At 68.3% G+C, this 20,017-nt stretch carries 16 protein-coding genes and 2 tRNA genes; 11 read left to right on the top strand and 7 right to left on the bottom strand.

From position 1 onward, the window contains the following. The first annotated feature begins 53 nt into the window (after positions 1 to 53). The 3 genes from Aco03nite_RS20690 (at position 54) to Aco03nite_RS20680 (ending at position 1,034) form a co-directional block, all read left to right on the top strand. Positions 54 to 129, top strand: a tRNA-Lys gene (locus Aco03nite_RS20690). Between the two features lie 119 nt (positions 130 to 248). After that, positions 249 to 321: transfer RNA gene (locus Aco03nite_RS20685), tRNA-Lys, on the top strand. A 62-nt stretch (positions 322 to 383) separates the two neighbouring features. Beyond that, positions 384 to 1,034: an NADPH-dependent FMN reductase gene (locus Aco03nite_RS20680; RefSeq protein WP_203797014.1), complete on the top strand. Its 651-nt coding sequence runs from the start codon at positions 384 to 386 to the stop codon at positions 1,032 to 1,034. Here Aco03nite_RS20680 and Aco03nite_RS20675 read toward each other — a convergent pair. Beyond that, positions 1,027 to 2,586, bottom strand: coding sequence for a sulfatase family protein (locus Aco03nite_RS20675; RefSeq protein ID WP_203797013.1), 1,560 nt, complete (start codon positions 2,584 to 2,586; stop codon positions 1,027 to 1,029). The genes Aco03nite_RS20680 and Aco03nite_RS20675 overlap by 8 nt on opposite strands. A 426-nt stretch (positions 2,587 to 3,012) precedes the next feature. Here Aco03nite_RS20675 and Aco03nite_RS20670 point away from each other — a divergent pair, with 426 nt between their 5' ends. Then, complete coding sequence (locus Aco03nite_RS20670; protein WP_203797012.1) at positions 3,013 to 4,194, top strand: cytochrome P450 family protein; 1,182 nt, start codon at positions 3,013 to 3,015, stop codon at positions 4,192 to 4,194. A gap of 59 nt (positions 4,195 to 4,253) precedes the next feature. Here Aco03nite_RS20670 and Aco03nite_RS20665 read toward each other — a convergent pair whose 3' ends face one another. After that, a complete protein-coding gene (locus Aco03nite_RS20665; RefSeq protein ID WP_203797011.1) occupies positions 4,254 to 4,919 on the bottom strand; it encodes a DUF305 domain-containing protein in 666 nt (221 codons plus the stop codon). A gap of 133 nt (positions 4,920 to 5,052) precedes the next feature. On the opposite strand from Aco03nite_RS20665, the gene Aco03nite_RS20660 reads away from it, so the two are divergent. Beyond that, on the top strand, positions 5,053 to 6,486 hold the full coding sequence (locus Aco03nite_RS20660; protein ID WP_203797010.1) for an LVIVD repeat-containing protein: 1,434 nt from the start codon (positions 5,053 to 5,055) through the stop codon (positions 6,484 to 6,486). Here the strand turns inward: Aco03nite_RS20660 and Aco03nite_RS20655 are convergent. Together Aco03nite_RS20655 and Aco03nite_RS20650 are read right to left on the bottom strand one after the other, a co-directional pair. Next, positions 6,471 to 7,625: an RsbRD N-terminal domain-containing protein gene (locus Aco03nite_RS20655; protein WP_239145309.1), complete on the bottom strand. Its 1,155-nt coding sequence runs from the start codon at positions 7,623 to 7,625 to the stop codon at positions 6,471 to 6,473. The two genes, Aco03nite_RS20660 and Aco03nite_RS20655, sit on opposite strands and share 16 nt — an antisense overlap. Positions 7,626 to 7,696: 71 nt before the next feature. Further along, positions 7,697 to 9,511 (bottom strand): sensor domain-containing diguanylate cyclase, encoded by a 1,815-nt coding sequence (locus Aco03nite_RS20650; RefSeq protein ID WP_203797008.1) that lies wholly within the window; start codon positions 9,509 to 9,511, stop codon positions 7,697 to 7,699. Positions 9,512 to 9,737: 226 nt separating this feature from the next. Between Aco03nite_RS20650 and Aco03nite_RS20645 the strand changes: the two genes are divergently transcribed. Together Aco03nite_RS20645 and Aco03nite_RS20640 are read left to right on the top strand one after the other, a co-directional pair. Then, positions 9,738 to 10,376, top strand: coding sequence for a hypothetical protein (locus Aco03nite_RS20645; protein WP_203797007.1), 639 nt, complete (start codon positions 9,738 to 9,740; stop codon positions 10,374 to 10,376). 288 nt (positions 10,377 to 10,664) lie between these two features. Then, positions 10,665 to 11,891, top strand: coding sequence for a hypothetical protein (locus tag Aco03nite_RS20640; RefSeq protein WP_203797006.1), 1,227 nt, complete (start codon positions 10,665 to 10,667; stop codon positions 11,889 to 11,891). A 1,045-nt stretch (positions 11,892 to 12,936) separates the two neighbouring features. Here Aco03nite_RS20640 and Aco03nite_RS20635 read toward each other — a convergent pair. Beyond that, positions 12,937 to 13,155 (bottom strand): DUF397 domain-containing protein, encoded by a 219-nt coding sequence (locus tag Aco03nite_RS20635; RefSeq protein ID WP_203797036.1) that lies wholly within the window; start codon positions 13,153 to 13,155, stop codon positions 12,937 to 12,939. 39 nt (positions 13,156 to 13,194) lie between these two features. Then, positions 13,195 to 14,043, bottom strand: a complete 849-nt coding sequence (locus tag Aco03nite_RS20630) for a helix-turn-helix domain-containing protein (protein ID WP_203797005.1) — start codon at positions 14,041 to 14,043, stop codon at positions 13,195 to 13,197. A gap of 249 nt (positions 14,044 to 14,292) precedes the next feature. On the opposite strand from Aco03nite_RS20630, the gene Aco03nite_RS20625 reads away from it, so the two are divergent. Genes Aco03nite_RS20625 through Aco03nite_RS20615 form a run of 3 tightly spaced genes read left to right on the top strand, consistent with a single transcriptional unit; the run spans position 14,293 to position 17,173 of the window. Next, positions 14,293 to 14,934 (top strand): GOLPH3/VPS74 family protein, encoded by a 642-nt coding sequence (locus Aco03nite_RS20625; RefSeq protein WP_203797004.1) that lies wholly within the window; start codon positions 14,293 to 14,295, stop codon positions 14,932 to 14,934. Continuing rightward, positions 14,931 to 16,562, top strand: a complete 1,632-nt coding sequence (locus Aco03nite_RS20620; RefSeq protein WP_203797003.1) for an APC family permease — start codon at positions 14,931 to 14,933, stop codon at positions 16,560 to 16,562. Before Aco03nite_RS20625 ends, Aco03nite_RS20620 begins: the two co-directional genes overlap by 4 nt. Continuing rightward, a complete protein-coding gene (locus Aco03nite_RS20615) occupies positions 16,562 to 17,173 on the top strand; it encodes a GNAT family N-acetyltransferase (RefSeq protein WP_203797002.1) in 612 nt (203 codons plus the stop codon). The genes Aco03nite_RS20620 and Aco03nite_RS20615 overlap by 1 nt, the downstream gene beginning before the upstream one ends. An 11-nt stretch (positions 17,174 to 17,184) precedes the next feature. Here Aco03nite_RS20615 and Aco03nite_RS20610 read toward each other — a convergent pair whose 3' ends face one another. Next, positions 17,185 to 17,739, bottom strand: coding sequence for a hypothetical protein (locus tag Aco03nite_RS20610; protein WP_203797001.1), 555 nt, complete (start codon positions 17,737 to 17,739; stop codon positions 17,185 to 17,187). A gap of 565 nt (positions 17,740 to 18,304) precedes the next feature. Here Aco03nite_RS20610 and Aco03nite_RS20605 point away from each other — a divergent pair. Continuing rightward, entirely contained in the window at positions 18,305 to 19,978 is a 1,674-nt protein-coding gene (locus Aco03nite_RS20605; protein WP_239145308.1) for a cellulase family glycosylhydrolase, read from the top strand. Positions 19,979 to 20,017: the final 39 nt, after the last annotated feature.

Below are 20,017 nucleotides of genomic sequence, written 5' to 3'. Positions count from 1 at the left end.
CCGATTTTAAGGATCTTCTTAGGCCGTGCTACCTTCATCTCGTTGCACGGCCAGCGTCGCTAGCTCAACTGGCAGAGCAGCGGACTCTTAATCCGCGGGTTGTAGGTTCAAGTCCTACGCGACGCACCACTCAGTGAAGCCCCGCCCGGTATCGGGCGGGGCTTCACTGTATTTCCAGGACAAAGCCCAGGTCACCCCCCGATTCGCGGTCCACGTCCGGCGGGTGTTAATGTTCTCCACGTCGAAAGGCGCCGCTAGCTCAACTGGCAGAGCAGCGGACTCTTAATCCGCGGGTTGTAGGTTCAAGTCCTACGCGGCGCACGATCGACTGAGGCCCCATCCGTCTGACGGATGGGGCCTCAGTGCTTTATAAGCTCAGCGGTATGACCAGCGTTCTGCTCGTCCCGGGAAGCACCCGGGACGGAGCCCTGCACACCGCCGCGCTGCGGACCGCGGCTCGCTTCGCTCCGCCGGAGATCACCACCAGGTTGTACGACGGGCTACGGGCCCTCCCGGCTTTCGCCCCCGGTGAGGAGCCGCCGGCCGAGGTCGTGCGGTTGCGCGCCCTCGTGGTCGAGGCCGACGCGATCCTGTTCAGCACCCCGGAGTACGCGGGCTCGCTGCCCGGCAGCCTGAAGAACCTGCTCGACTGGCTTGTCGACGGCGGTGATCTGGAGGGCAAGCCGGCCGCCTGGCTCTCGGTGGTCGGCCCGGGTCGCGACGACGGCGCCCGTGCGGCCCTGGAGTCGGTGCTGGGCCACGGCAACGCCCGTCTGATGGAGGCGGGCTGTGTCCGGCTCCCTCTGGAGATGGCCTCGGTGGACGAGGCGGGCTTCGTCACCGACGAGCGGCTGCACGTGGCGCTCGGCGACATCCTGCACGTGCTGATCGAGGCGATGGTCGAGGCGCAGCCCCGGCAGCCGTCCTGGCAGGTGCACTCGAGCGTCTACCCGGTGGTGGCGCAGCGGGGCGCCCGGCCCGGCTCGGCCTATGCGGGGCCGAGCGGGCAGAGCGCCCCGGACTGGCTTACTTGATCTTGCGGGAGACCGCGCCGCAGGCGTCCGCGCCGACACAGGTCGCCATCCCCCGGAGGACGGTGCGCAGCTCGGCGAGCCGCTCCGGGGTCAGCGTCCCGGCGACGTTCTTCAGCATGTACGGGTCGGCCGTGCGGTCGAAATACTCCACCGCGCCGTCCACGTACTCGACGTAGGTGAACGTGGTGGTCCGCAGGGCGTCGTACGACGGCGGGATGTTCTTGCTGTCGTACTGGTAGTCCGGGTCGGCGGGGTCGGTGGCCGGGTCGTGGTGTTCGACGAGCGCGGTGCCCCGCCAGTCGGCCGGCACCTCCCCGGCGAGCAGCGGCTTGAAGCTGTGCCCGTCGGTCTCCGGGGACGGCGCCACCCCGGCCAGGTCGGTGAACGTCGGCCGGAAGTCGATGTTCTCCACGATCTGCTCGACGCTCTGCCCGGCCCGGACACCGTGCCCGGCGACGATCAGCGGCACGTTGACGTCGGTGTCGAAGGCGGTCTGCTTGCCGGAGGGCAGCGCGTACTGGCCCATGTGGTACCCGTTGTCCGAGTTGAAGATCACCAGGGTCTTGTCGGCGATCCCGGCCGTGGTGAGCGTCTGCCGCAGGTCGCCGATCATCTTGTCGACCGACTGCACCGACTGCACCCGCTTGCGGAACTCCACCTCCATCCGGTCGATCTGCACCTTGGTCAACTTCATCGACTTCGGCAGCCAGGTGGAGTTCTCCGGCACCTTGTCCCAGGCGGCGGTCCGCGGCAGCTTCAGCCCGGGGAAGAGCGCGGCGTCCCGCGGCGCCGGGGTGTACGGCGAGTGCGGCGCGTATGTGGAGACCTCCAGCACGAACGGCTGCCCGGTGGCCGCCGTGGTGGTGATGAACTTCGACGCCTTGGCCGACAGCACGTCGGTCATGTAGTGCTCGGGCTTGTTGCCGTACTTGACGACCTTGCCGTTCTCGTTCAGGTCGTAGTTGAAGTTGTCGTACGCGTTACCGCCGGCCGCCCACTCGTCCCAGCCCGGTGGCACGTAGGGCTTGCCGGTGCCCATCGTCAGCTTGGCGAAGTACTCGTTCAGGTATTTGCCCATGAACGCGGTCCGGTAGCCGGCCGCCTTCATGTCGGTGGCGTAGGTGGACTGCTCCTGGTTGCGGCTGTGGAAGAGCCGGAACCCGCCGTCCGAGCCGTGGTTCTTGATGATCCCGGTGTTGTGCGGGAACTGTCCTTTGAAGATCGACGCCCGGGACGGGCAGCACAGCGAGTCGGTCACCGTGTAATTGGTGAACGTGGTGCCGTCCTTCTGCAGCTTGAGCACATTGGGCATGTACTGGACGAGATCGTTGGACAGGTCGTCGACCAGCACGAAGACGATGTTCGGCCGGACCTGCGGGCCGGACGGCACGGGGCTGGGCGGCACGGGGCCGGGCGGCACGGATACCACCGGCGACGGTGACGCGGGCTGGGCGGCGGCGGGTGTGCCGGCGTGCTCGGAGCTCGCGCTGCAACCGGCCGTGATCAGCAGCGACGCTACGAGTGCGGTGTACCGGAGGGAACGGAACGACATGGCGAGGCGGCAACTCCATCGGCGTTGGGGGGACTTCAGGAGGGTAGTCGGCCAAGTTGTACTCGACCCCCGCCAGGTTGCTTACCCGAAGTACAGATGATCTTTAAGAAAGTCTGAACGGATGCCCGGAACGGCCCGGGGCGGGGGATGGTGGACGCCTTCTCTGGAGGTGATCGGCACCAGTGGCCAGTTCCGAAGCAGATCAGGCGTACGTGGTGATCGTCGTGGCGTCCGCCGAACCACGCCCGCGCCGCCCGTGGCGGCCCACCGCGCGCCGTCCGCACCTGCCGATCCGGCCGCCCCGATCACCCCGGCGGCGCCCGGTCTGACCGCTTCCGGCACCCTTCCGCCGCCGCAACGGGACCACTTGAACCCGTACCGCCGCGTATTGTCGGGTTTCGGTTCCCGGCGGCACGGAGGGGCGAAATGCTCGATTTCACCGATCAGGCGTTCATCAACGACCCGCACCCGGCGTACGCGGATCTCCGCCGCACCGGCCCGATCCGTCGGGTGGCCCTGCCCAGTGGCCAGAACGCGTGGCTGGTGACCCGCTACGAGGACGCCCGCCGGGTCCTGGCCGACCCGCGGCTCTCCAAGGGGCTGCCGGTGACCGGGGCGTCCGCCGGTGGGCAGCAGGCGCTCACCGCGGCGATCTCCCGGCACATGCTGGCCGTCGACCCGCCGGACCACACCCGCCTGCGCCGTCTGGTGTCGGCCGCCTTCACGGTCCGCCGGATCGAGGCGCTGCGCCCGCGGATCGAGGAGATCGCCACCGACCTGCTGGACGCGGTCAAGGGCCGGGACGAGATCGACCTGATCGACGCGTTCGCCTTCCCGCTGCCCATCCAGGTGATCTGCGAGCTGCTCGGGGTGCCCGCCGAGGACCGCGACGACTTCCGCGAGTGGTCCACGGTGATCGTCACCGGTTCGATGGCCGGCAGCGACCAGTTCGCCACGTCGATGCGGGAGATGATCGCCTACATCGGCCGGCTCCTCGCCGACCGCCGGGCCAACGGCGGCGACGACCTGCTGGCCGGGCTGATCCAGGTGCGCGACGCCGAGGACCGCCTCACCGAGCAGGAACTGTCCTCGATGGTCTTCCTGCTGCTCATCGCCGGCCACGAGACCACCGTCAACCTGATCGGCAACGGCGCCTTCCTGCTGCTGAGCGAGCGGGAGCGCTGGGAGCGGCTGACCGCCGACCGTGGCCTGCTGGACACCTCGATCGAGGAGTTCCTGCGGTTCGAGGGCCCGGTCGAGACGTCCACCTTCCGGGTCGCCAGTGAGCAGCTGGAGATCGGCGGCGTCACGATCGAGGCGGGCGACCCGGTGATCGCGGTGCTGCTCTCCGCCAACCGGGACGGCGACCGGTTCCCCGACGCCGACGACCTGCAGCTGGACCGGCCGGCCAACCCGCACCTGGCCTTCGGCCACGGCATCCACTACTGCCTCGGCGCCCCGCTGGCCCGGCTGGAGGCGCGGATCGCCTTCACCCACCTGCTCGACCGGTTCCCCGGCCTGCGGCTGGCCGTCCCGCCGGAGGAGCTGCGCTGGCGCCCCGGCACCCTGCTGCGCGGCCTGTGGGAACTGCCGGTCCGCCTCTCGTAACCGGTTGGGTGACCGGCCAGCGGATCGAGGCCTCCGGCGGCATGCTCCTCCGAGGACGGTCAGACGACTCCGAGGTCGCGCATCCGGCGGATCTCGCTGACCTGCTCGACCGCGGTCTCGTTGGCCCACTCGGCCATGATCTGGTCGGAGCCCTCCTTCAGGACGGTGGTGACCATCGTCTGGGCTCCGAAGTGGTGCTCGATCATCATCGCCACGAACTTCCTGTCGAACTCGGCGCCGGTGGCGGCTTTCAGCGCGGTCATCTTCTCCGCCGGCTGCATGCCCGGCATGGTCGCGTGGTCATGGCCGGGGTCGGACTCGTTCTGACCCCGGTCGGCCAGCCAGGCGCGCAGCGTGTTGATCTCCGGGCCCTGTGCCGCGCTGATCCGCGAGGCCATGTTGCGGACCCCGGCGTTGGCGGCCCGGGAGGGCGCCAGATCGGCCATCTCGATCGCCTGGGCGTGGTGCACGATCATCATCTGGGCGTACGTGACGTCGGCCTTGTTGTAGGGCGCCTGCTCCGGGGCCCGGACGTCATCCGCGTCGGTGACCGTCGCCGACTCGCCGGGCTTGCCGGGGATCAGCACCCGGACCGCGGAGGAGGATACGTCGGGTGTGGCAACGGGTTCGGCTCTGTCGGAGGCGCGCGCCAGTACCGCGACACCGATCGCTCCACAAAGGGCCAGAGTTGCGGCGGTCAATGCCCATGCGCGTCGGTGTTGCATGTATTTCCTTTCCGGCAGGCGGCACCCGCAAACGGTCTGACACGGTTATCGTAACGACCGACATCGCTGTCACCGGCGGTATGGATGACACGACTCGCCGTGCCGTAGGTGCGCCGCAGCCGGAAGGAGCTTCATGAGGCACTCAGCCCCACGAGGGCGTTTCAAGCGCCTGGCCTGCTTGGGAGCGGTGGCGACACTGGCCGTGCTCGGGTTCACCGCGCCGGCGCAGGCCGCCGCCCCGATCCCGGGCGTCGACGAGATCGCCAGCAGCTCGAACATCAGGCAGATCGCGAACGTACCGAAGACCGGGGCCTTCGCTCCGGAGAGCGCGCTCAACAGCGACCTGGCTTTCCAGGGCAAATACGCATTCGCCGGCAACTACAACGGTTTCACCGTCTACGACGTGAGCAACCCGCGTACCCCGGTCTCGGTCACCCAGGTCGTCTGTCCCGGTGGGCAGAACGACATCTCGGTGTACGGCAACCTGCTCTTCACCGCGACCGACTCGATCCGCAACGACGACTCGTGCAACAGCGTCGCCGTGCCGAACACCGAGCCGGAGGGCACTCCGCGCTGGGAGGGCATCCGGATCTGGGACATCAGCGACCCGCGCAACCCGCGGTATGTCAAGTCGGTGCACACCACCTGTGGTTCGCACACCCTGACGCTGGTCCCCGGCAAGGGCAAGGACAAGAACAAGGCGTTGTACGTGTACGTCTCGTCGTACAACACCTCGTCCGCCAGCCTGCCGAACTGTGCCCTGCCGCACGACAAGATCTCGATCGTGAAGGTGCCGTTGAAGAAGCCGACCGCGGCCGCGATCGCCGCGACCCCGGTGCTCTTCCCGGACGGCGGTTTCCCCGGCGACCCGAACAGCACCGCGACGTCCGGCTGCCACGACATCACGGCGTACCCGGAGAAGGACCTGGCCGCCGGCGCCTGCATGGGTGACGGTGTCCTCTTCGACATCTCGAACCCGGTCGCGCCGAAGGTGGTCACCACGGTCCGGGACGCGGAGAACTTCGCGTTCTGGCACTCGGCCACGTTCAACAACGACGCCACCAAGATCGTCTTCACCGACGAGCTGGGCGGCGGCGGTGGCGCCACCTGCAACCCGACGGTCGGGTCGCAGAAGGGCGCCGACGCGATCTACGCCATCCAGGGCAAGGGCAAGAAGGCCAAACTGGTCTTCCAGAGCTACTTCAAGATCCCCCGGGAGAACACCAGCACCGAGAACTGCGTGGCCCACAACGGCTCGCTGATCCCGGTTCCCGGCCGCGACATCATCGTGCAGGCGTGGTACCAGGGCGGCATCTCGGTCTGGGACTTCACCGACGCGAAGAAGCCGAAGGAGATCGCCTACTGGGAGCGTGGCCCGCTGGCCGCCGACCGCCTGATCGTCGGCGGTTCGTGGTCGGCCTACTGGTACAACGGCCACATCTACTCCAACGACATCCAGAAGGGTCTGGACGTCCTGAAGGTCGACGACCGGCGGCTCGGCAAGACGGACAAGCAGCGCGCCTGGCAGATCAACCCGCAGACGCAGACCAGCTACCGCAAGTGGTGATCTGAGTTCCTGGCGCCGGGGCGATCCCGGCGCCAGGCGCTCAGCGCCCACCACCAGCGCACCGTCTCCAGCACGGTGAGCCCCTCCCCGAAATCGGTCAGCTCCCGCAGCCTGCGCAGCCGGTACCGGACCGTGTTCGGGTGCAGATGCAGCGCCCCCGCGGTCAGATCCAGCCGCTGCCCGTGATCCAGGTAGGACAGCGCGGTCCCGGCCAGCTCCCGGTGGAACTCGTCGCCGGGATCCAGCGCCGCCAGCAGCCCGTCCCGTAGGAAACCGGCCAGCATCGGCTGCGCGGCCAGCGCCGACTCCCCGGCCAGCTCGGCCACGTCGCACAACCCGGTCAGACCACGTTCGCGGGCCGCCAGCAGGGCGGTCCGGGCCAGGCGGTGCGCCTCGACAACCTTTTCCAGCGGTACGGGTGGAGTGGTCACGACCACCGACGGCCCCGCTCCGGCGGCGCCCGGCAGCCGCGGCGTGAGCCCGCAGAGCCTTCCCCGGACCGGCGCCAGCACCCCGCCGCACCTGGCGAACGCCTGCTCCAACTCCCGGACCCGGCCCGGATCGGTCGCGTCCGAGACCACACAGTGGTAGCGGCCGGTGGGGGAGAGGCCGAACCGGGCCGGGTCGGCGCCGTCGTTCTCCTCGCCCAGCAGCAGGTGCCGCAGCAGCCGGATCCGGGCCGCCCGCCGATCACCGTCGAGCTCCCGTTCCACCGCGCGATAACCGTCGAGCACGTGCCGTTCCAGGGTGTTGCCGTACCGGTTCAGCCGCAACAGCGCCTGCAGCAGCACGTCGTCGGCCAGCCCGGCGTCCCGGCCCCGGCCGATCGCGATCTCCAGGATCCGGCTGCGGCCCGCGTGCAGCCCGGAGATCAGCGCGGCCATCGGCACCCCCAGGGCGGCGCCCTCGGCCCCGAACCGGGCGGCGTCGGCGAAGTCGCCCTCCTCCGGCTCCCCGGCCCGCAGGAAGGTGAGACAGCCGGCCCGGATCAGCGCCGCCACGTACCGCCGGCTCTCCGCCCGGGGCAGCCGCGCCGACTCCGGCGACTGGGCCCGGGCCGCCGCCACGACGTCGTCGACCAGCCGGTCGTCGCCGGCCAGATCGTGCACCAACGTGGCGAGCGGGTCGGCGGTCCGCATGGGCCTCATCACCTGTTCCCCTCGGGTTACCGAAAAGTAACAGGCAATGGCATCGATGGGAATCGGTTCGATCAGGTCCGGGCCGGCTGCGCCTGACGTTCCCGCTTGCGCCGGTACATGGCGGCGTCGGCCTCCCGCAGCAGCCCGTCACCGTCGGCCGCCGCCCCCTCCGCCAGGCCCACACTGGCGCCCACCCGGAACACCTCGCCGCCGACCGGCATCGGCTCGGCGACCACCGCGACGACCTGTGCGGCCAGCCGGGCCGCGGCCTCGGCGCCGGTACCCGGCAGCAGCACCGCGAACTCGTCCCCGCCCAGCCGGGCGGCCAGCTCCCCGGCGCCGAGCAGACCGGTCAGCCGCCGGGCCACCTCCTGCAGCACCAGGTCGCCGGTGTGGTGCCCGTGCCGGTCGTTGATCGGCTTGAAGCCGTCCAGGTCGATCAGGAGCAGGCTCAGCCGGTCCGGTGACTCCTCCATCCGCCGGTGCAGCAGCACCCGGTTCGCCAGCCCGGTCAGCGCGTCGTGGGTGGCCTGCCGGCTCAACTCGTCGTGCAGGGCCCGCGCCTCGGTGGCGTCCCGCGCGTTCAGCACGATGCCGCCCACGTTGGCGTTGTGCGCCAGATCGGTGCCGACCAGATCCAGCCACCGGTACGAACCGTCCACGTGCCGCCACCGCACCTGCATGGTGATCCCGGCGCCGGGATTCGCGAAGATCCGCTCCGCCTGCTCCAGGTGCCACTCCCGGTCCTCCGGGTGCGTCCGGTCGTGCAGCGACGTCCCGATCAGCTCCTCGGCCGGCAACCCCAGCACCCGGAGCGTGGCCGGCGACGCGTAGGTGATCATCGCCTCGTGGTCGATCACCATGGTGATGTCGGTGGTGTTCTGCACCAGCGCCCGGAACCGTTCCGTCTGCCCGTCCAGCTCGGTGAGCAGCAGCTCGTTGTCCCGCAGCGCCGCGACCTGCCGGCCCAGCACCAGCGCCGTGATGATCACCGCGCCCACCGCGACACCCCACACCCGCAGGTCCACCCGCCCGTCCCGGAGCGAGACGACCAGCAGGATCTGGGTGGCCACCACGGCGAGGTACGGCAACCGGCTCGACTGCCCGGGACGCGACCCGGCCTTCCGCCCGGCCAGCCGCCACACCTGCAACTGCTGGAACCGGAACGCCGCGGTCGCCAGCACACACGGCACCAACTGCACGACGAGCGTGCCGCCGGGCCCCGGATCGCCGATCAGCCCGAGGATCACCGGAGCCGCGAACGCGGTGCCGGACACCCCCAGGGCCGCGGTGATCCCGGCCGCCCGGGTGAATGGTGCGGTCCCGCTGAGGATCAGCTTGAGCAGGCCGAACGTGATCAGCAGCATCACCACGGTGGTGGCCGCGGCGGCCCACCGGTCGGTGGCCTGCCGCCCGCTCAGATCGGTGGCCAGAATGAAGTACCAGAGGAAGACCGCGACCCCGGTGAGGACCGTGGTCGCGTCGAACCAGAGCCGCAGCCGCTGCCGGCCCGCACCACCGAGCGGATGCCGCAGCATCGCGCCGACCACCGTCGCCATGCCGGCGACCACCAGAGCGGTCTGCACCGAGCTGATGGTCGTCATCGCGGGATGCGCAAAAAGCAACGCGGTCTGATACCCGTCACCGACCGTGCAGGCGGCACAGGCGACCACCGCGGCCCACCAGAACCGGCGTCCGTCCGGTGACATGACCGGGTTCGTGGCCATACGCCACAGGAAGTAGGTGTTCGCCACATCGAGCCCGGTCTGGATGGCCCAGGACGCGGTCCGCTGCTCGCCGTGCCGCAGGAACCAGGGCACGATCAGGACACCGAGGAGCATCAGGCCCAGCAGGACCGGGTCGATGGCCCCGGGTCGCTTCGGCATGTCCGCTCCTGTCGGCGAAAGCTCCGGATGGCTTCCGGGTCGGTCCCTCCCATCGGCTGGCAGTGGCCTGACGTGAGTGATCCGGATCGGTCAAGCGATCCCTAAATGATGAGGAACGTGGGCAAATCACGGTTCTGGTCCTGTTTGTCCTCGGCGTGGCGATGGTCCTGGTCACACCTCGGCGCGGCTGAGTGGGGCCAAAGGGGTGCAAGGGTAGGTTGCGGACATGGTGATGGTCGGGCGCAGAGTGCTGCACCGATCGCTCCCTGTGCTGTTCACGCTGCTCCTGGCGTTCTTCCCACCAATCCTCGGCCCCGCGGCCCCGTTTGACGGTCACCCGGCCGGGGTCACCCTTTCCAGCGCCGCACCCCCTCCCGCAGCCGCCACCGACCAGGCCACTTCCGCCGCCCGGGACGCCTTCTCCAGCCGGGACGCCTCCTCCGGCCAGGCCGCTTCCGCCGCCCGGGATTCCTTCTCCGACCAGGACACTTTCGCCGGCCGGGACGTCTCCTTCGGCCCGGAAACCTTTACCGGCCGGGATTCCTTCACTAGCCGGGACGCCTTCCCTGACTGGGATTCCGTCTCCGGCCGGGACACCTTCGCTGGCTGGGACGCTTTCTCCAGCCGAGACGCCTTCTCTAGCCGGGGCGCCTTCGCTGACCAGCCGGGCGATGTGACTGCGGGCGTTGCTGTTGTGGAGACCGGGCGCGGTGACCGTACCGCCGCGGTGTCCTCCTCCGTGATCACCGGCATCTCCGCGACCGGGTGGGCGACCGCGACCGGCGGTGTTTCTGCCGCGGCCGCGCTGACCAGCCAGTTCACCTCCGGCGTCGCGGCTTCCCGCGCGCCTCCCGCCACCGTCTGAGACCCGCCGGGCGCGTCCGCGTCCCGTGCCGGCCTCCCGTGGCCGACCTGCTCACCACCAGCGGCATCCGGCGCCGGACCCTGCTCTTTCCGCCCGCTGTTCTCGCCGGCTCTTTCGCTCGCTCTTCCTGCTCGTTCCTGCCGCCCGCACCTGCCGCTCGTTCTTGCCGCCCGCGCTGTCCGCCCGCACCTGCCGTTTGTTCTTGCCGCCCGCACTTGCCGCCCGCACTTGCCGCCTGAACTTGCCGCTCGTTCTTTCCGCCCGCGACCCCGAGGAACGGAACCCACCATGAACATCCTCGCCGAGATGCTGCTGACCGAGCCCGCCCCGATGGCCATCTGGGGTTCCCTGATGGTGCTCACCACCCCCGCCCTGGTGGTGCTGGCCAACCCGGACGGGGTGCGCAACCCAGGGCAGACCCTGGTGGACACGGCGACGTTCGTGAGCCGCTACCGCAAGCGCAGGCAGGCAAGACAGGCAAGGCGAGAAGCAGCGAAGGCGCAGACGGTGCGCTACGCCGAGGAGGTGCGGGTGGCCGCAACCCAGGCGACCGAGGCCGTGAACCGCTGGCAGACCCATTGGCAGGAGGCGTCCACCCGGGTGGACGAGGCATGGACGGCCTGGCAGACGGCCGAAGCCCGCCAGGCGAGAAGCCGCTCAGCAGCAGCTTTCGGCACCCCCCGAACCCCACAAAGCCCCGCAGAGTACGCAGACCGAGAGCGTTTCCTGCACCGGGAACTACGCGCAGCCGCAGCCCGAGGCGACCTACCACTCTCCGCAGCCCGAGGCGACCTTCTACCCTACGCAGCCCAAGGTGACTTACCACTCCCCGCAGCCCAAGGTGACCTTCTACCCTCCGAAGTGGAAGAGACCTTCACCGCCACCCACCTGCAAGGCCAAGGCCAAGGCCCCACCCTGACACCCCGCCCCGAGAACGCCCAACCCTGCAAAGAAGACGGCGTAGTACGCGCCGTGGACGCCGCGCTTCGCGGCGAGGATGTCCTACCTGGCAACGGTGATGATTTCCTGACCGGCCGCGGTGGAGGCGTTCAGGCCAACAGCGGTGGAGACGCTCTGGTCGGCCGAGGTGGAGACGTCTGGGTCAACCGCGGCGGAGATGCCCTGGCCGGCAGCGGTGGAGGCGCCCGGGTCGGCCGCGGCGGAGGCGCCCTGGCTTGCAACGGTGAAGACGCCTTGACTCGCAACGTTGGAGACGCCTTGGCTGGAAGCGCTGGATGGGATGCGACGCTGCATCCGGTCGAGCAGGAGATGGTCCTGCACCGGGCCTATGCCGCCCATCGCGAGCGCGAGTACACGGCGGCGGTCGCCGCCGAGCAGGCCGCCTGGCACGATCTCCAGCTGGCCCGCCGCAGCCGGGACAGCCTGCTCCGCGAGGCAGACCGGGCGGTACAGGAGTCAACCACAGGCCCGGAAACCCGAAAGGCGACCCTCCCGGCACGACTCACCCACCCCGGCCGCCGCGCCCTGATCCGCGAGGTCGACTTGGCGCTCTGATCCACAAGGTGGGCTCGGCGTCCTGATCCGCGAGATGGACTCGGCCTGATCTGCGACGTGGACTTGGCGCTCTGGCCCGCGGGGTGGGCTCGGCGTCCTGATCCGCGACGTGGACCTGGTGCTCTGATCGGCGAGATGGACTCGGCCTGATCCGCGGCGAGATGGACTCGGCCTGATCCGCCGAGATGGACTCGGCCTGATCCGCCGAGATGGACTCGGCCTGATCCGCAAGGTGGACTGGACTTGGCGTCCAGATTCGCGCCCTGACTCGCGAAGTGGACCTGGCGCTGACCAACCCGCGACCTCTTCGACCGCACCGCCGGAACGACGCCACCTCCGCGCCCCTCGACCCGCAGCGTGCGGTGTGCGAACTCGTGGCGTGGTGTGGAGCGTGCGGATCCGCGGCCTTCGGCATGCGACCCGGAGCGCGGTATGCGAAGCGCTGGCTCGCTGCGCGGGATCCGCAAACGCGCGGTGTTAGGCCTGTGGCATCTGACCTGCCCCGCGGCTTTGACACGCAGCTTGTGATCGCTGCCCCGGGCCTGTGGCTGTGGCCCGGAATGCGCGATGCCTTGGCGCGACCTTGCGGGCCGCCAGTGCGGCTTCGCGGTTACTTCAGGTGATGCTGATGTCGACCTCGGGTTACCGGTTTGGCCGATCCTCATCATCGGCAAGGTTGCTGTCGGTGATTCTGATGAGGTCGGCCTCGGTGCCGGGTGGTGTGATCCGCCGCCCGCCGCCCGCCGCCCGCCGCCCGCCGCCCGCCGTAACCGGGTACCCAAAGAGCGAGGTCGGGGCCTGCCGGGGGAGCCGGCGACCAGCTGCGGATGCCCGCCGGCAGGGGGGTGAGGGTCGGCGGTCAAATTTATCGACGATTTTGGGTTCAATGCATTTGCATATATACAAATGAAGTGTGGCCCGGCCGTGGGTAACGGCCGGGCCACACCCTCGCTACGACTCTTCAGATGGTGAAGGCCGCTGCTCCGCAAGGTGCACATCGTGAAAGTCAAACCACTTCCAACGGAGTACACCTATAGGTAGGCTCTTACGTAGTGGTGATGTCGAATTCGCCGTCCTTGGCGGAGTCCACAAAGGCGGTCCACTCCGCCTGCGTGAACATGAGGGCCGGACCCGTTCGGTCCTTGCTGTCACGGACGGCAATTCCCTGCTCGAGGAATGCAACCTCGACGCAGTTATTGCCGCCGCTGCCGTTGCTACGGCTGCCCTTCTTCCAGACGGCACCGTCGATCTGGTGCGCGAGCAACACAAGCACCTCCCTTTCTGAGACTTTTCTCGGGGAGTGCTAAGCGACGAGCAGGCTCTCGATCATCTTGATGGTCGTGCGGTGGTCGAGCGCCTTCGCGCTCAATCGCTCGAACTCCTGTCGATACCAGTCAACCATGTCTGGCTGTTCCTCGTACAAGTCTCCCGCAAGGCCTTCCATATAAACAACATCCATATGGGTGGTCTCTCGGAACTCCAGAAGAGTGACGGAGCCGCCGAGGAACAGGTGCTCACCGACGGTGAGTGGGAGAATACGCAGAAACACATTAGGCAATTTAGATACTTCGATCAAATGGCGCAGCTGGTCAGCCATGACGTCCTCGCCGCCGATCACCCGGCGCACCACGGACTCGTCGATGAACGCGGAGAACTCCAGCGGGCGCTCGCTGCGCAGCCGGCCCTGACGGGTGAGGCGTAACGCGATGCGACGGTCGATGTGCTCCTCGGGATCCAGTGGCCGTCCGCTTTTCATCAGTGACCGCATGTAAGCGGGCGTCTGCAGGAGTCCGGGAACGATCACCGGCTCCCAGGCGCGCACGGCCGACGCGGCGGCCTCCAGCCCGACGAAGTTGCCGGGGCGCATGATGTCGCGGTAGTCCGTCCACCATGTCCGCTCCCGGGACATCCGGGCCAGCTCGACCAGCGCCTCGCGATAGCTCTGGTCCCGCACGTTGTAGAGGGTGAGCAGGTCACGGACGTCGCGCGGGGTGACCGCGACCCGGGCGGTCTCGATCCTGGTGACCTTGGCGGAGTGCCACTCGAAATGGCGCGACACGTCCTGTTGTGTGAGGCCGGCGGCTTCCCGGCATCGTTTGAGCTCCGCCCCCAATCGGCGGCGTCGCAGCGTGGGACCCTCGATATCGGACACCTGGACTCCCATCGGTCCTGATGAAGTCGATATTACGACCGCTACCCCATGATCGAGTTGTTCATTCATGATCGCCATTTCTGATGATCACTTATGGCACTCACTCAGCAGCGGGGCCTGAATAAGAAGTCTAGTACTTCTTGTATTGACCTTGGTGTTGGGTACATGATGCTGCGGACATCGAGTTCTGTCTTGTTTCCTACTTTGGCGAAATGATCAATGGAACTTGCGTCTAAGGGGCGTGACGCAGTGTTGGCTGACCAGTATTACCTGATCGCACACGAAGACCGCACCGGGCGGTCCCGGTTGCATCCTCGTGCGACCGGCCTGGGGCTGGCTGCCGCATTATTGGCGGAGTTGGTTCTGGAGGGCCGCGTCGGTATCAACGACGGTGAGTTACTGGTCCTGGACCAACGACCTCCCCGTGACGCGCTCAACCACGACATCCTCGATCTGCTCAACACCCAGCCGCAGCACCGGGACATGCGGACCTGGATGGCCTACCTGGCGCAGGACGCCGGGTTGCGGGTGGCCGAGCGCCTGATGCGGGTGGGCGCCGTCGAGATGGTGACCAAGCGCCGGATGCTCGGCAGCACCCAGGTCCTCTACATGCCGAACACCGCCCGTCAGCGCAACGCCGCTGCCTGGGCCTCGACGAGGGTGGCCAACATCCTGGTCCGCGGGATGGAACTCAACCTGCCGGACCGGACGCTGGTCGGTGTCGTGGTGGCGACCGGCCTCACCCGCCACGTGATGTACGGGTTCGAGAACTACCCGCACATCTACCACGCGCTGCCGGGCATGATCGCCTCGCTGCCCAGCGACCTCCGCGAGATCGTGGAGTGCACCGAGTCCCTGGTGGGTTCGGCCCTCACGGTCGGTCGCCGGTGAGTCCGGCGGGTCGTCATCAGCGACGGCGTGACAACGTCGGCAACTGGGCCGAGCATCTGCTGACGGAGCGGCGCCGGCGATCGGCCGAGCCCGACCTGATCTCCCGTGCGCTGGCCAGCAACCGGCTCGGCGTACCGTCGGTGGTCTTCTTCGGTGTTGCCGGTGCGGCCCCGCTGACCGTGGTCATCGGCGGCATCTCGACGGTCTACGCGGTGATCGGCCAGACCGCCGCACCGGTCGTCTACCTGGTGGTCGCCGCGATCCTGTCCATCTTCACCGTCGGTTTCGTGGCGATGAGCAGGCACATCGTCAACTCAGGCGCCTTCTACTCGTACATCAGTCACGGTTTCAACCGGGAGCTCGGGGTGGCCGCCGCCTTCGTCGCGCTGCCCGCCTACGCGATGATGCAGATCGGTCTGTTCGGTCTGTTCGGGGTGGTCGCCGCCGGGGTGCTGGAGGCGTTCGGCCTGACGACGTCCTGGGCGGTCTGTGCCCTGGTCGCCTGGGCGCTGGTCTCGGTGCTGGGCATCCTCTGGGTCGACCTCAGCGGCAAGGTGCTCGGTGCGCTGCTCGCGGCCGAGATCGCGGTGGTGCTGGTCTACGACTTCATCATGGTGGCGAACCCGGCCGGCGGTCAGGTCACCTTCGACACCCTCAGCCCGGCTCAGCTGCTGACCCCGGAAGTGGCCGCGATGATGGTGCTCGCCATCGCCGGCTTCGTCGGGTTCGAGGCCACCGTGGTGCTCTCCGAGGAGGCGAAGGACCCGAAGCGGACCATCGCCCGGGCCACCCACTTCTCGGTGATCGCGGCGGGTCTGCTGCTGGGTGCCTCGGCCTGGGCGATGTCGGTCGCCACCGGGCCGGACCGGATCGTGGCGGTCGCCGCGGAGGAGAAGACCGACCTGGTCTTCACCCTGATCACGCCGCACGTGCCCGAGGCGCTGGTCAGCATCGGCTACCTGCTCTTCATGACCAGTATCTTCGCCGCGCTGCTCGCCTTCCACGCGGCGGTCTCGCGGTACCAGTTCGCTCTGGGCCGGGAGGGTGTGCTTCCGGGGATCTGGGGTTACACACATCCACGCACGGGTGCGCCGGTGGTCGGCTCGATCGCGCAGAGCATCCTGGCTCTCGCCGTGATCGTCTTCTACTCGTTCCTGGACGCCGACCCGCTGGTGTACCTGTTCGCCTGGCTGACCACGATCGGTGGCCTGGGTGTGCTGATTCTGATGTGGAGCGCCTCGGCGGCGGTCGTCGCGTTCTTCCTGCGCAACCCGGGCAGAGAGAACATCTGGCGCGGCATGCTGGCGCCGATCGTGGCGTTCTTCCTGCTCAGTGTGGTGCTCGATGCCACCGTCATCGGGCTGGGCGACATCCTCCAGGTGCCGGAGGGCTCGCCGTTCCGCTGGGTCTTCCCGGTCGCCTACGCGGTCTGCGCGGTGCTCGGGATCCTCTGGGCGATGATCATGCGACGGGTGTGGCCGCACAACTACGCGATGATCGGCCGCGGTGGCGGGGGCAGCCGTGCGCTGCTCGATCTCGCGGACTTCAGCAAGCCGCACTCGCACGCGGTCGCCGGCGCCAGTCAGGTGCATCCGATCAGGCCAATCGATCAGGTAGGGAAACGTTGATGACCCACGCAATTCAGGAACTCGTGGTCCGGCACGTTTCGCCGCTGGACACCGCCGAGATCACCGAACTCGTGGCCGATGCCATGTGGGACGGCCCGGTCGCCCGCTGGCTCCTGCCGGACCCGATGGCCCGGCGGCAGCACTCGCCGCGCTACTTCGAGATCTTCGTCGAGTACGCGGTCCAGTACGGCGAGGTCTACGGCATGACCGACGAGTCGGGCCGGATGGACGGCGTCGCGCTCTGGTTCCCGCTCACGTCGCTGATCCCGCCGCCCGCCGACTACGATCGCCGGGTCAAGGAGGCCGCGGCGGAGGCGGCCGACCGGGTGCACCTGCTCGACGCCGCGTTGGAAGCCGAGCACCCGATCGAGCCCCACCACTACCTGGCCTTCCTGGCGGTCCGGCCGAGCCGGCAGAACCGGGGCGTCGGGGGCGCCCTGCTCGACCGGCATCACGCACGTCTCGACCGGGCCGGGATCCCCGCCTATCTGGAGGCGAACGATCCCCGCAACCGTGACCTCTACCTACGACACGGATACCGGGTCCGGTCCGTGATCGATCTTCCCGACGGGCCGCCGTTGTGGTCGATGTGGAGGGAGCCGATGGCCTGAGCCCGTACTTCTCACGCGGCTGCCGGGAACTCGTAGGCCCAGAACTGTTCCTCGTCCATCCGCTCGGCGCGCATCGTGCCGCCGGCGAACCGGTTCAGGATGCGTTCGGTGGCCTTGCCCATGTTCCGCTTGACGTCGTTGTACCGGCAGAAGTCGAGGGCGATGATGCCGTTCTTGGCGGAGGCGGTGTTGAACATGGCCTCCATCAGCTCCAGAAGCGCCCGGGACGACCGGGAGGCCCGGTCCACCGCGACAAATCCGGCGTACCAGATTCGACGTTGCTGGTACAGCTCCGGCCACTTGTGGGCGAAGTACTCCGGTGAGATCAACGGCACCGCGTAGAGGTCGTTGCTGAACGTGGAGAGCCCGACCAGGGTGCCCTCCTCGTCGATGCAGACGTACTTCTCGACCCGCCGGTCGGTCATGACCTCGTCGAACTCCGACTGGTACATCAGGTGCCGCTGCACTGCGAGAGCGCGCATCTCACCCAGCGCTCGCTCGTAGAGCTCCCAAGCGGCCTTGTGCATCTCGTCGTCGGTGATCTGGTCGAGGACTTTGACAAGCATGGCTGCTCCCCTCCGAGCCCCGTGACAGTGCTCGGCCCGCTGCATCGTACTTATGCAGGTCGATGACAGTTGACCAACAGAGTACGGAGAGCAATAGCGTCACGACAATGCGTTGCGCCGAATTCGACGTGCCAATTCCAGTTTGGAGGGATGCCCTTGGGATGATAGCGCTGCAACTTGCAAAGTTGCAGCTCACGAGGCCGTGCCTCACCGCCCGAGTCCTTCTCGGCAATTTCCTGCGAACGTGGCTGAAACGGTTCTCCACAAAGGCCTGGATCAGGTGGATCAGCCTTTTGGTGGAATGCACGGAGGCTAGTACTCGGTGCAGTGGACCGGATGCGGTCGCCTTTTATGGGATCACCGGAAAGGCTCACCCTTCGACGACGCGGCGGTCGGTGCGGTGGATCACCGAGGGCCGTCCGCCGGCGAGGAGCGCATCCCCCGCTCACCGGCAGGCGGCCCGCCTCCATCGATTCATTGACATAGTTTGACGCCCGAACATAGTCTGCCCAGGTTAATGCGGGAGCGCTCCCAATTCCCGCGCGTCCTCGCTACTAGGAGCGTCATGTCGCGACTACTCAGCAGGCTGCTCGCGCTCGTCCTGATCACCGCGGGACTGGCGCTTCCCGGGCCTGCCCAGGCGGCTCCGGCCCGGTCGGCCGCCGCGATCACCAGGGCCATGCAGCCCGGCTGGAACCTCGGCAACACCCTCGACGCCACCGGCGACGACGAGACCTCGTGGGGCAACCCGCGGGTCACCCGTGAGCTGCTGCGGAACATCCGGGCGCAGGGCTTCAGGAGCATCCGGATCCCGGTCACCTGGGGCCAGCACCAGGACGCGGCGCACACCATCGACCCCGCCTACCTGGCCCGGGTCCGTGAGGTGGTCGACTGGGCCCTGGACGAGGGCTTCTACGTGCTGCTCAACATCCACCACGACTCGTGGCAGTGGATCAACACGATGCCGGCCGACCACGACGCCGTGCTCACTCGCTACGAGGCGATCTGGACCCAGGTGGTCACCGCCTTCCGGGACACCTCGTCGCGACTGCTGCTGGAGAGCGTCAACGAACCGCAGTTCGCCGGCAGCTCCGGCGACGCCGAGAACTACGCTCTGCTCGCCGAGCTGAACGCGTCCTTCCACCGGATCGTGCGCGGTACCGGCGGCGGCAACGGCAAGCGGTTCCTGGTCCTGCCCACCCTGCACACCAACGCCGACCAGGGCCGGCTGGACGCCCTGACCGCCGAGTTCGCCGCCCTGGACGACCCGAACCTGATCGCCACCGTGCACTACTACGGGTACTGGCCGTTCAGCGTCAACGTCGCCGGTGGCTACCGCTTCGACGAGACCGCCCGGGCCGAGATGCTCGGCACCTTCCAGCGGCTCACCGACAGCCTGATCAGCAAGGGGATCCCGGTGATCCTGGGCGAATACGGTCTGCTCGGTTTCGATCGGCACACCGGAACCATCGAACAGGGCGAGAAGCTCAAGTTCTTCGAGCTCTTCGGCCACCTGGCCCGCACCGCCGGGGTCACCACGATGCTGTGGGACAACGGGCAGCATTTCGACCGTACGGCCGGAAATTGGCGTGACGCCGAGCTGTTCGCCCACATCTCCACCAGCTGGCGGACGCGCAGCGGCACCGCCGAGAGCGACCTGCTGTTCGTCCGGCGGTCCGCGCCGGTCACCGCGCGCACCATCACGATCAACCCCAACGGCACCGGTTTCACGCATGTCCGGCTCGGCGACACCACCCTGCGGCGCGGACCCGACTACCAGGTGTCCGGCGACCGCCTCACGCTCAGCGCGGGGTTGCTGCAAAAACTGACCACGATTGCCGGGTACGGGGTGAAAGCGTCACTGTCCCTCCGATTCTCCTGCGGGGTGCCGTGGCGACTCGACGTGATCAGTTCCGACCGCCCGGTGGTCCAGCCGAGCACCGGCACGACCGACACGTTCACCGTGCCCACCACGTTCAACGGCGACCGGCTCGCGACGATGACCGCCACCTACGCCGACGGGAGTTTCGCCGGCCCGCACAACTGGACCGCCTACAAGGAGTTCGACCGGGCGTTCAGCCCCGACTACCCGGCCGGGGCGATCAAGCTGACGCCGGAGTTCTTCGCCGAGGTGACCGACGGCGCCCCGGTGACCCTGACGTTCGTCTTCTGGAGCGGCGAGACCGTCGGTTACCAGGTCACCCGCACCGGCACCACGGTCACCGGCGTTCTGCTCTGATCGGTGGCGGTGCCGTCCAGCAGGGCGACACCGCCACCC

Source organism: Actinoplanes couchii, from assembly GCF_016862075.1.
Lineage (GTDB): Bacteria > Actinomycetota > Actinomycetes > Mycobacteriales > Micromonosporaceae > Actinoplanes > Actinoplanes couchii.
Note: the sequence above shows the minus strand (reverse complement) of the source record. Positions and strands in the feature narration are given on the sequence as shown.

What these genes read in the sequence shown, in the direction of transcription:
- Aco03nite_RS20680 (WP_203797014.1), top strand. Translation starts at nt 384, where the DNA reads ATGACCAGCGTTCTGCTCGTCCCGGGAAGCACCCGGGACGGAGCCCTG.
- Aco03nite_RS20675 (WP_203797013.1), bottom strand. Translation starts at nt 2,586, where the DNA reads ATGTCGTTCCGTTCCCTCCGGTACACCGCACTCGTAGCGTCGCTGCTG.
- Aco03nite_RS20670 (WP_203797012.1), top strand. Translation starts at nt 3,013, where the DNA reads ATGCTCGATTTCACCGATCAGGCGTTCATCAACGACCCGCACCCGGCG.
- Aco03nite_RS20665 (WP_203797011.1), bottom strand. Translation starts at nt 4,919, where the DNA reads ATGCAACACCGACGCGCATGGGCATTGACCGCCGCAACTCTGGCCCTT.
- Aco03nite_RS20660 (WP_203797010.1), top strand. Translation starts at nt 5,053, where the DNA reads ATGAGGCACTCAGCCCCACGAGGGCGTTTCAAGCGCCTGGCCTGCTTG.
- Aco03nite_RS20655 (WP_239145309.1), bottom strand. Translation starts at nt 7,625, where the DNA reads ATGCGGACCGCCGACCCGCTCGCCACGTTGGTGCACGATCTGGCCGGC.
- Aco03nite_RS20650 (WP_203797008.1), bottom strand. Translation starts at nt 9,511, where the DNA reads ATGCCGAAGCGACCCGGGGCCATCGACCCGGTCCTGCTGGGCCTGATG.
- Aco03nite_RS20645 (WP_203797007.1), top strand. Translation starts at nt 9,738, where the DNA reads ATGGTGATGGTCGGGCGCAGAGTGCTGCACCGATCGCTCCCTGTGCTG.
- Aco03nite_RS20640 (WP_203797006.1), top strand. Translation starts at nt 10,665, where the DNA reads ATGAACATCCTCGCCGAGATGCTGCTGACCGAGCCCGCCCCGATGGCC.
- Aco03nite_RS20615 (WP_203797002.1), top strand. Translation starts at nt 16,562, where the DNA reads ATGACCCACGCAATTCAGGAACTCGTGGTCCGGCACGTTTCGCCGCTG.
- Aco03nite_RS20610 (WP_203797001.1), bottom strand. Translation starts at nt 17,739, where the DNA reads ATGCTTGTCAAAGTCCTCGACCAGATCACCGACGACGAGATGCACAAG.
- Aco03nite_RS20605 (WP_239145308.1), top strand. Translation starts at nt 18,305, where the DNA reads ATGTCGCGACTACTCAGCAGGCTGCTCGCGCTCGTCCTGATCACCGCG.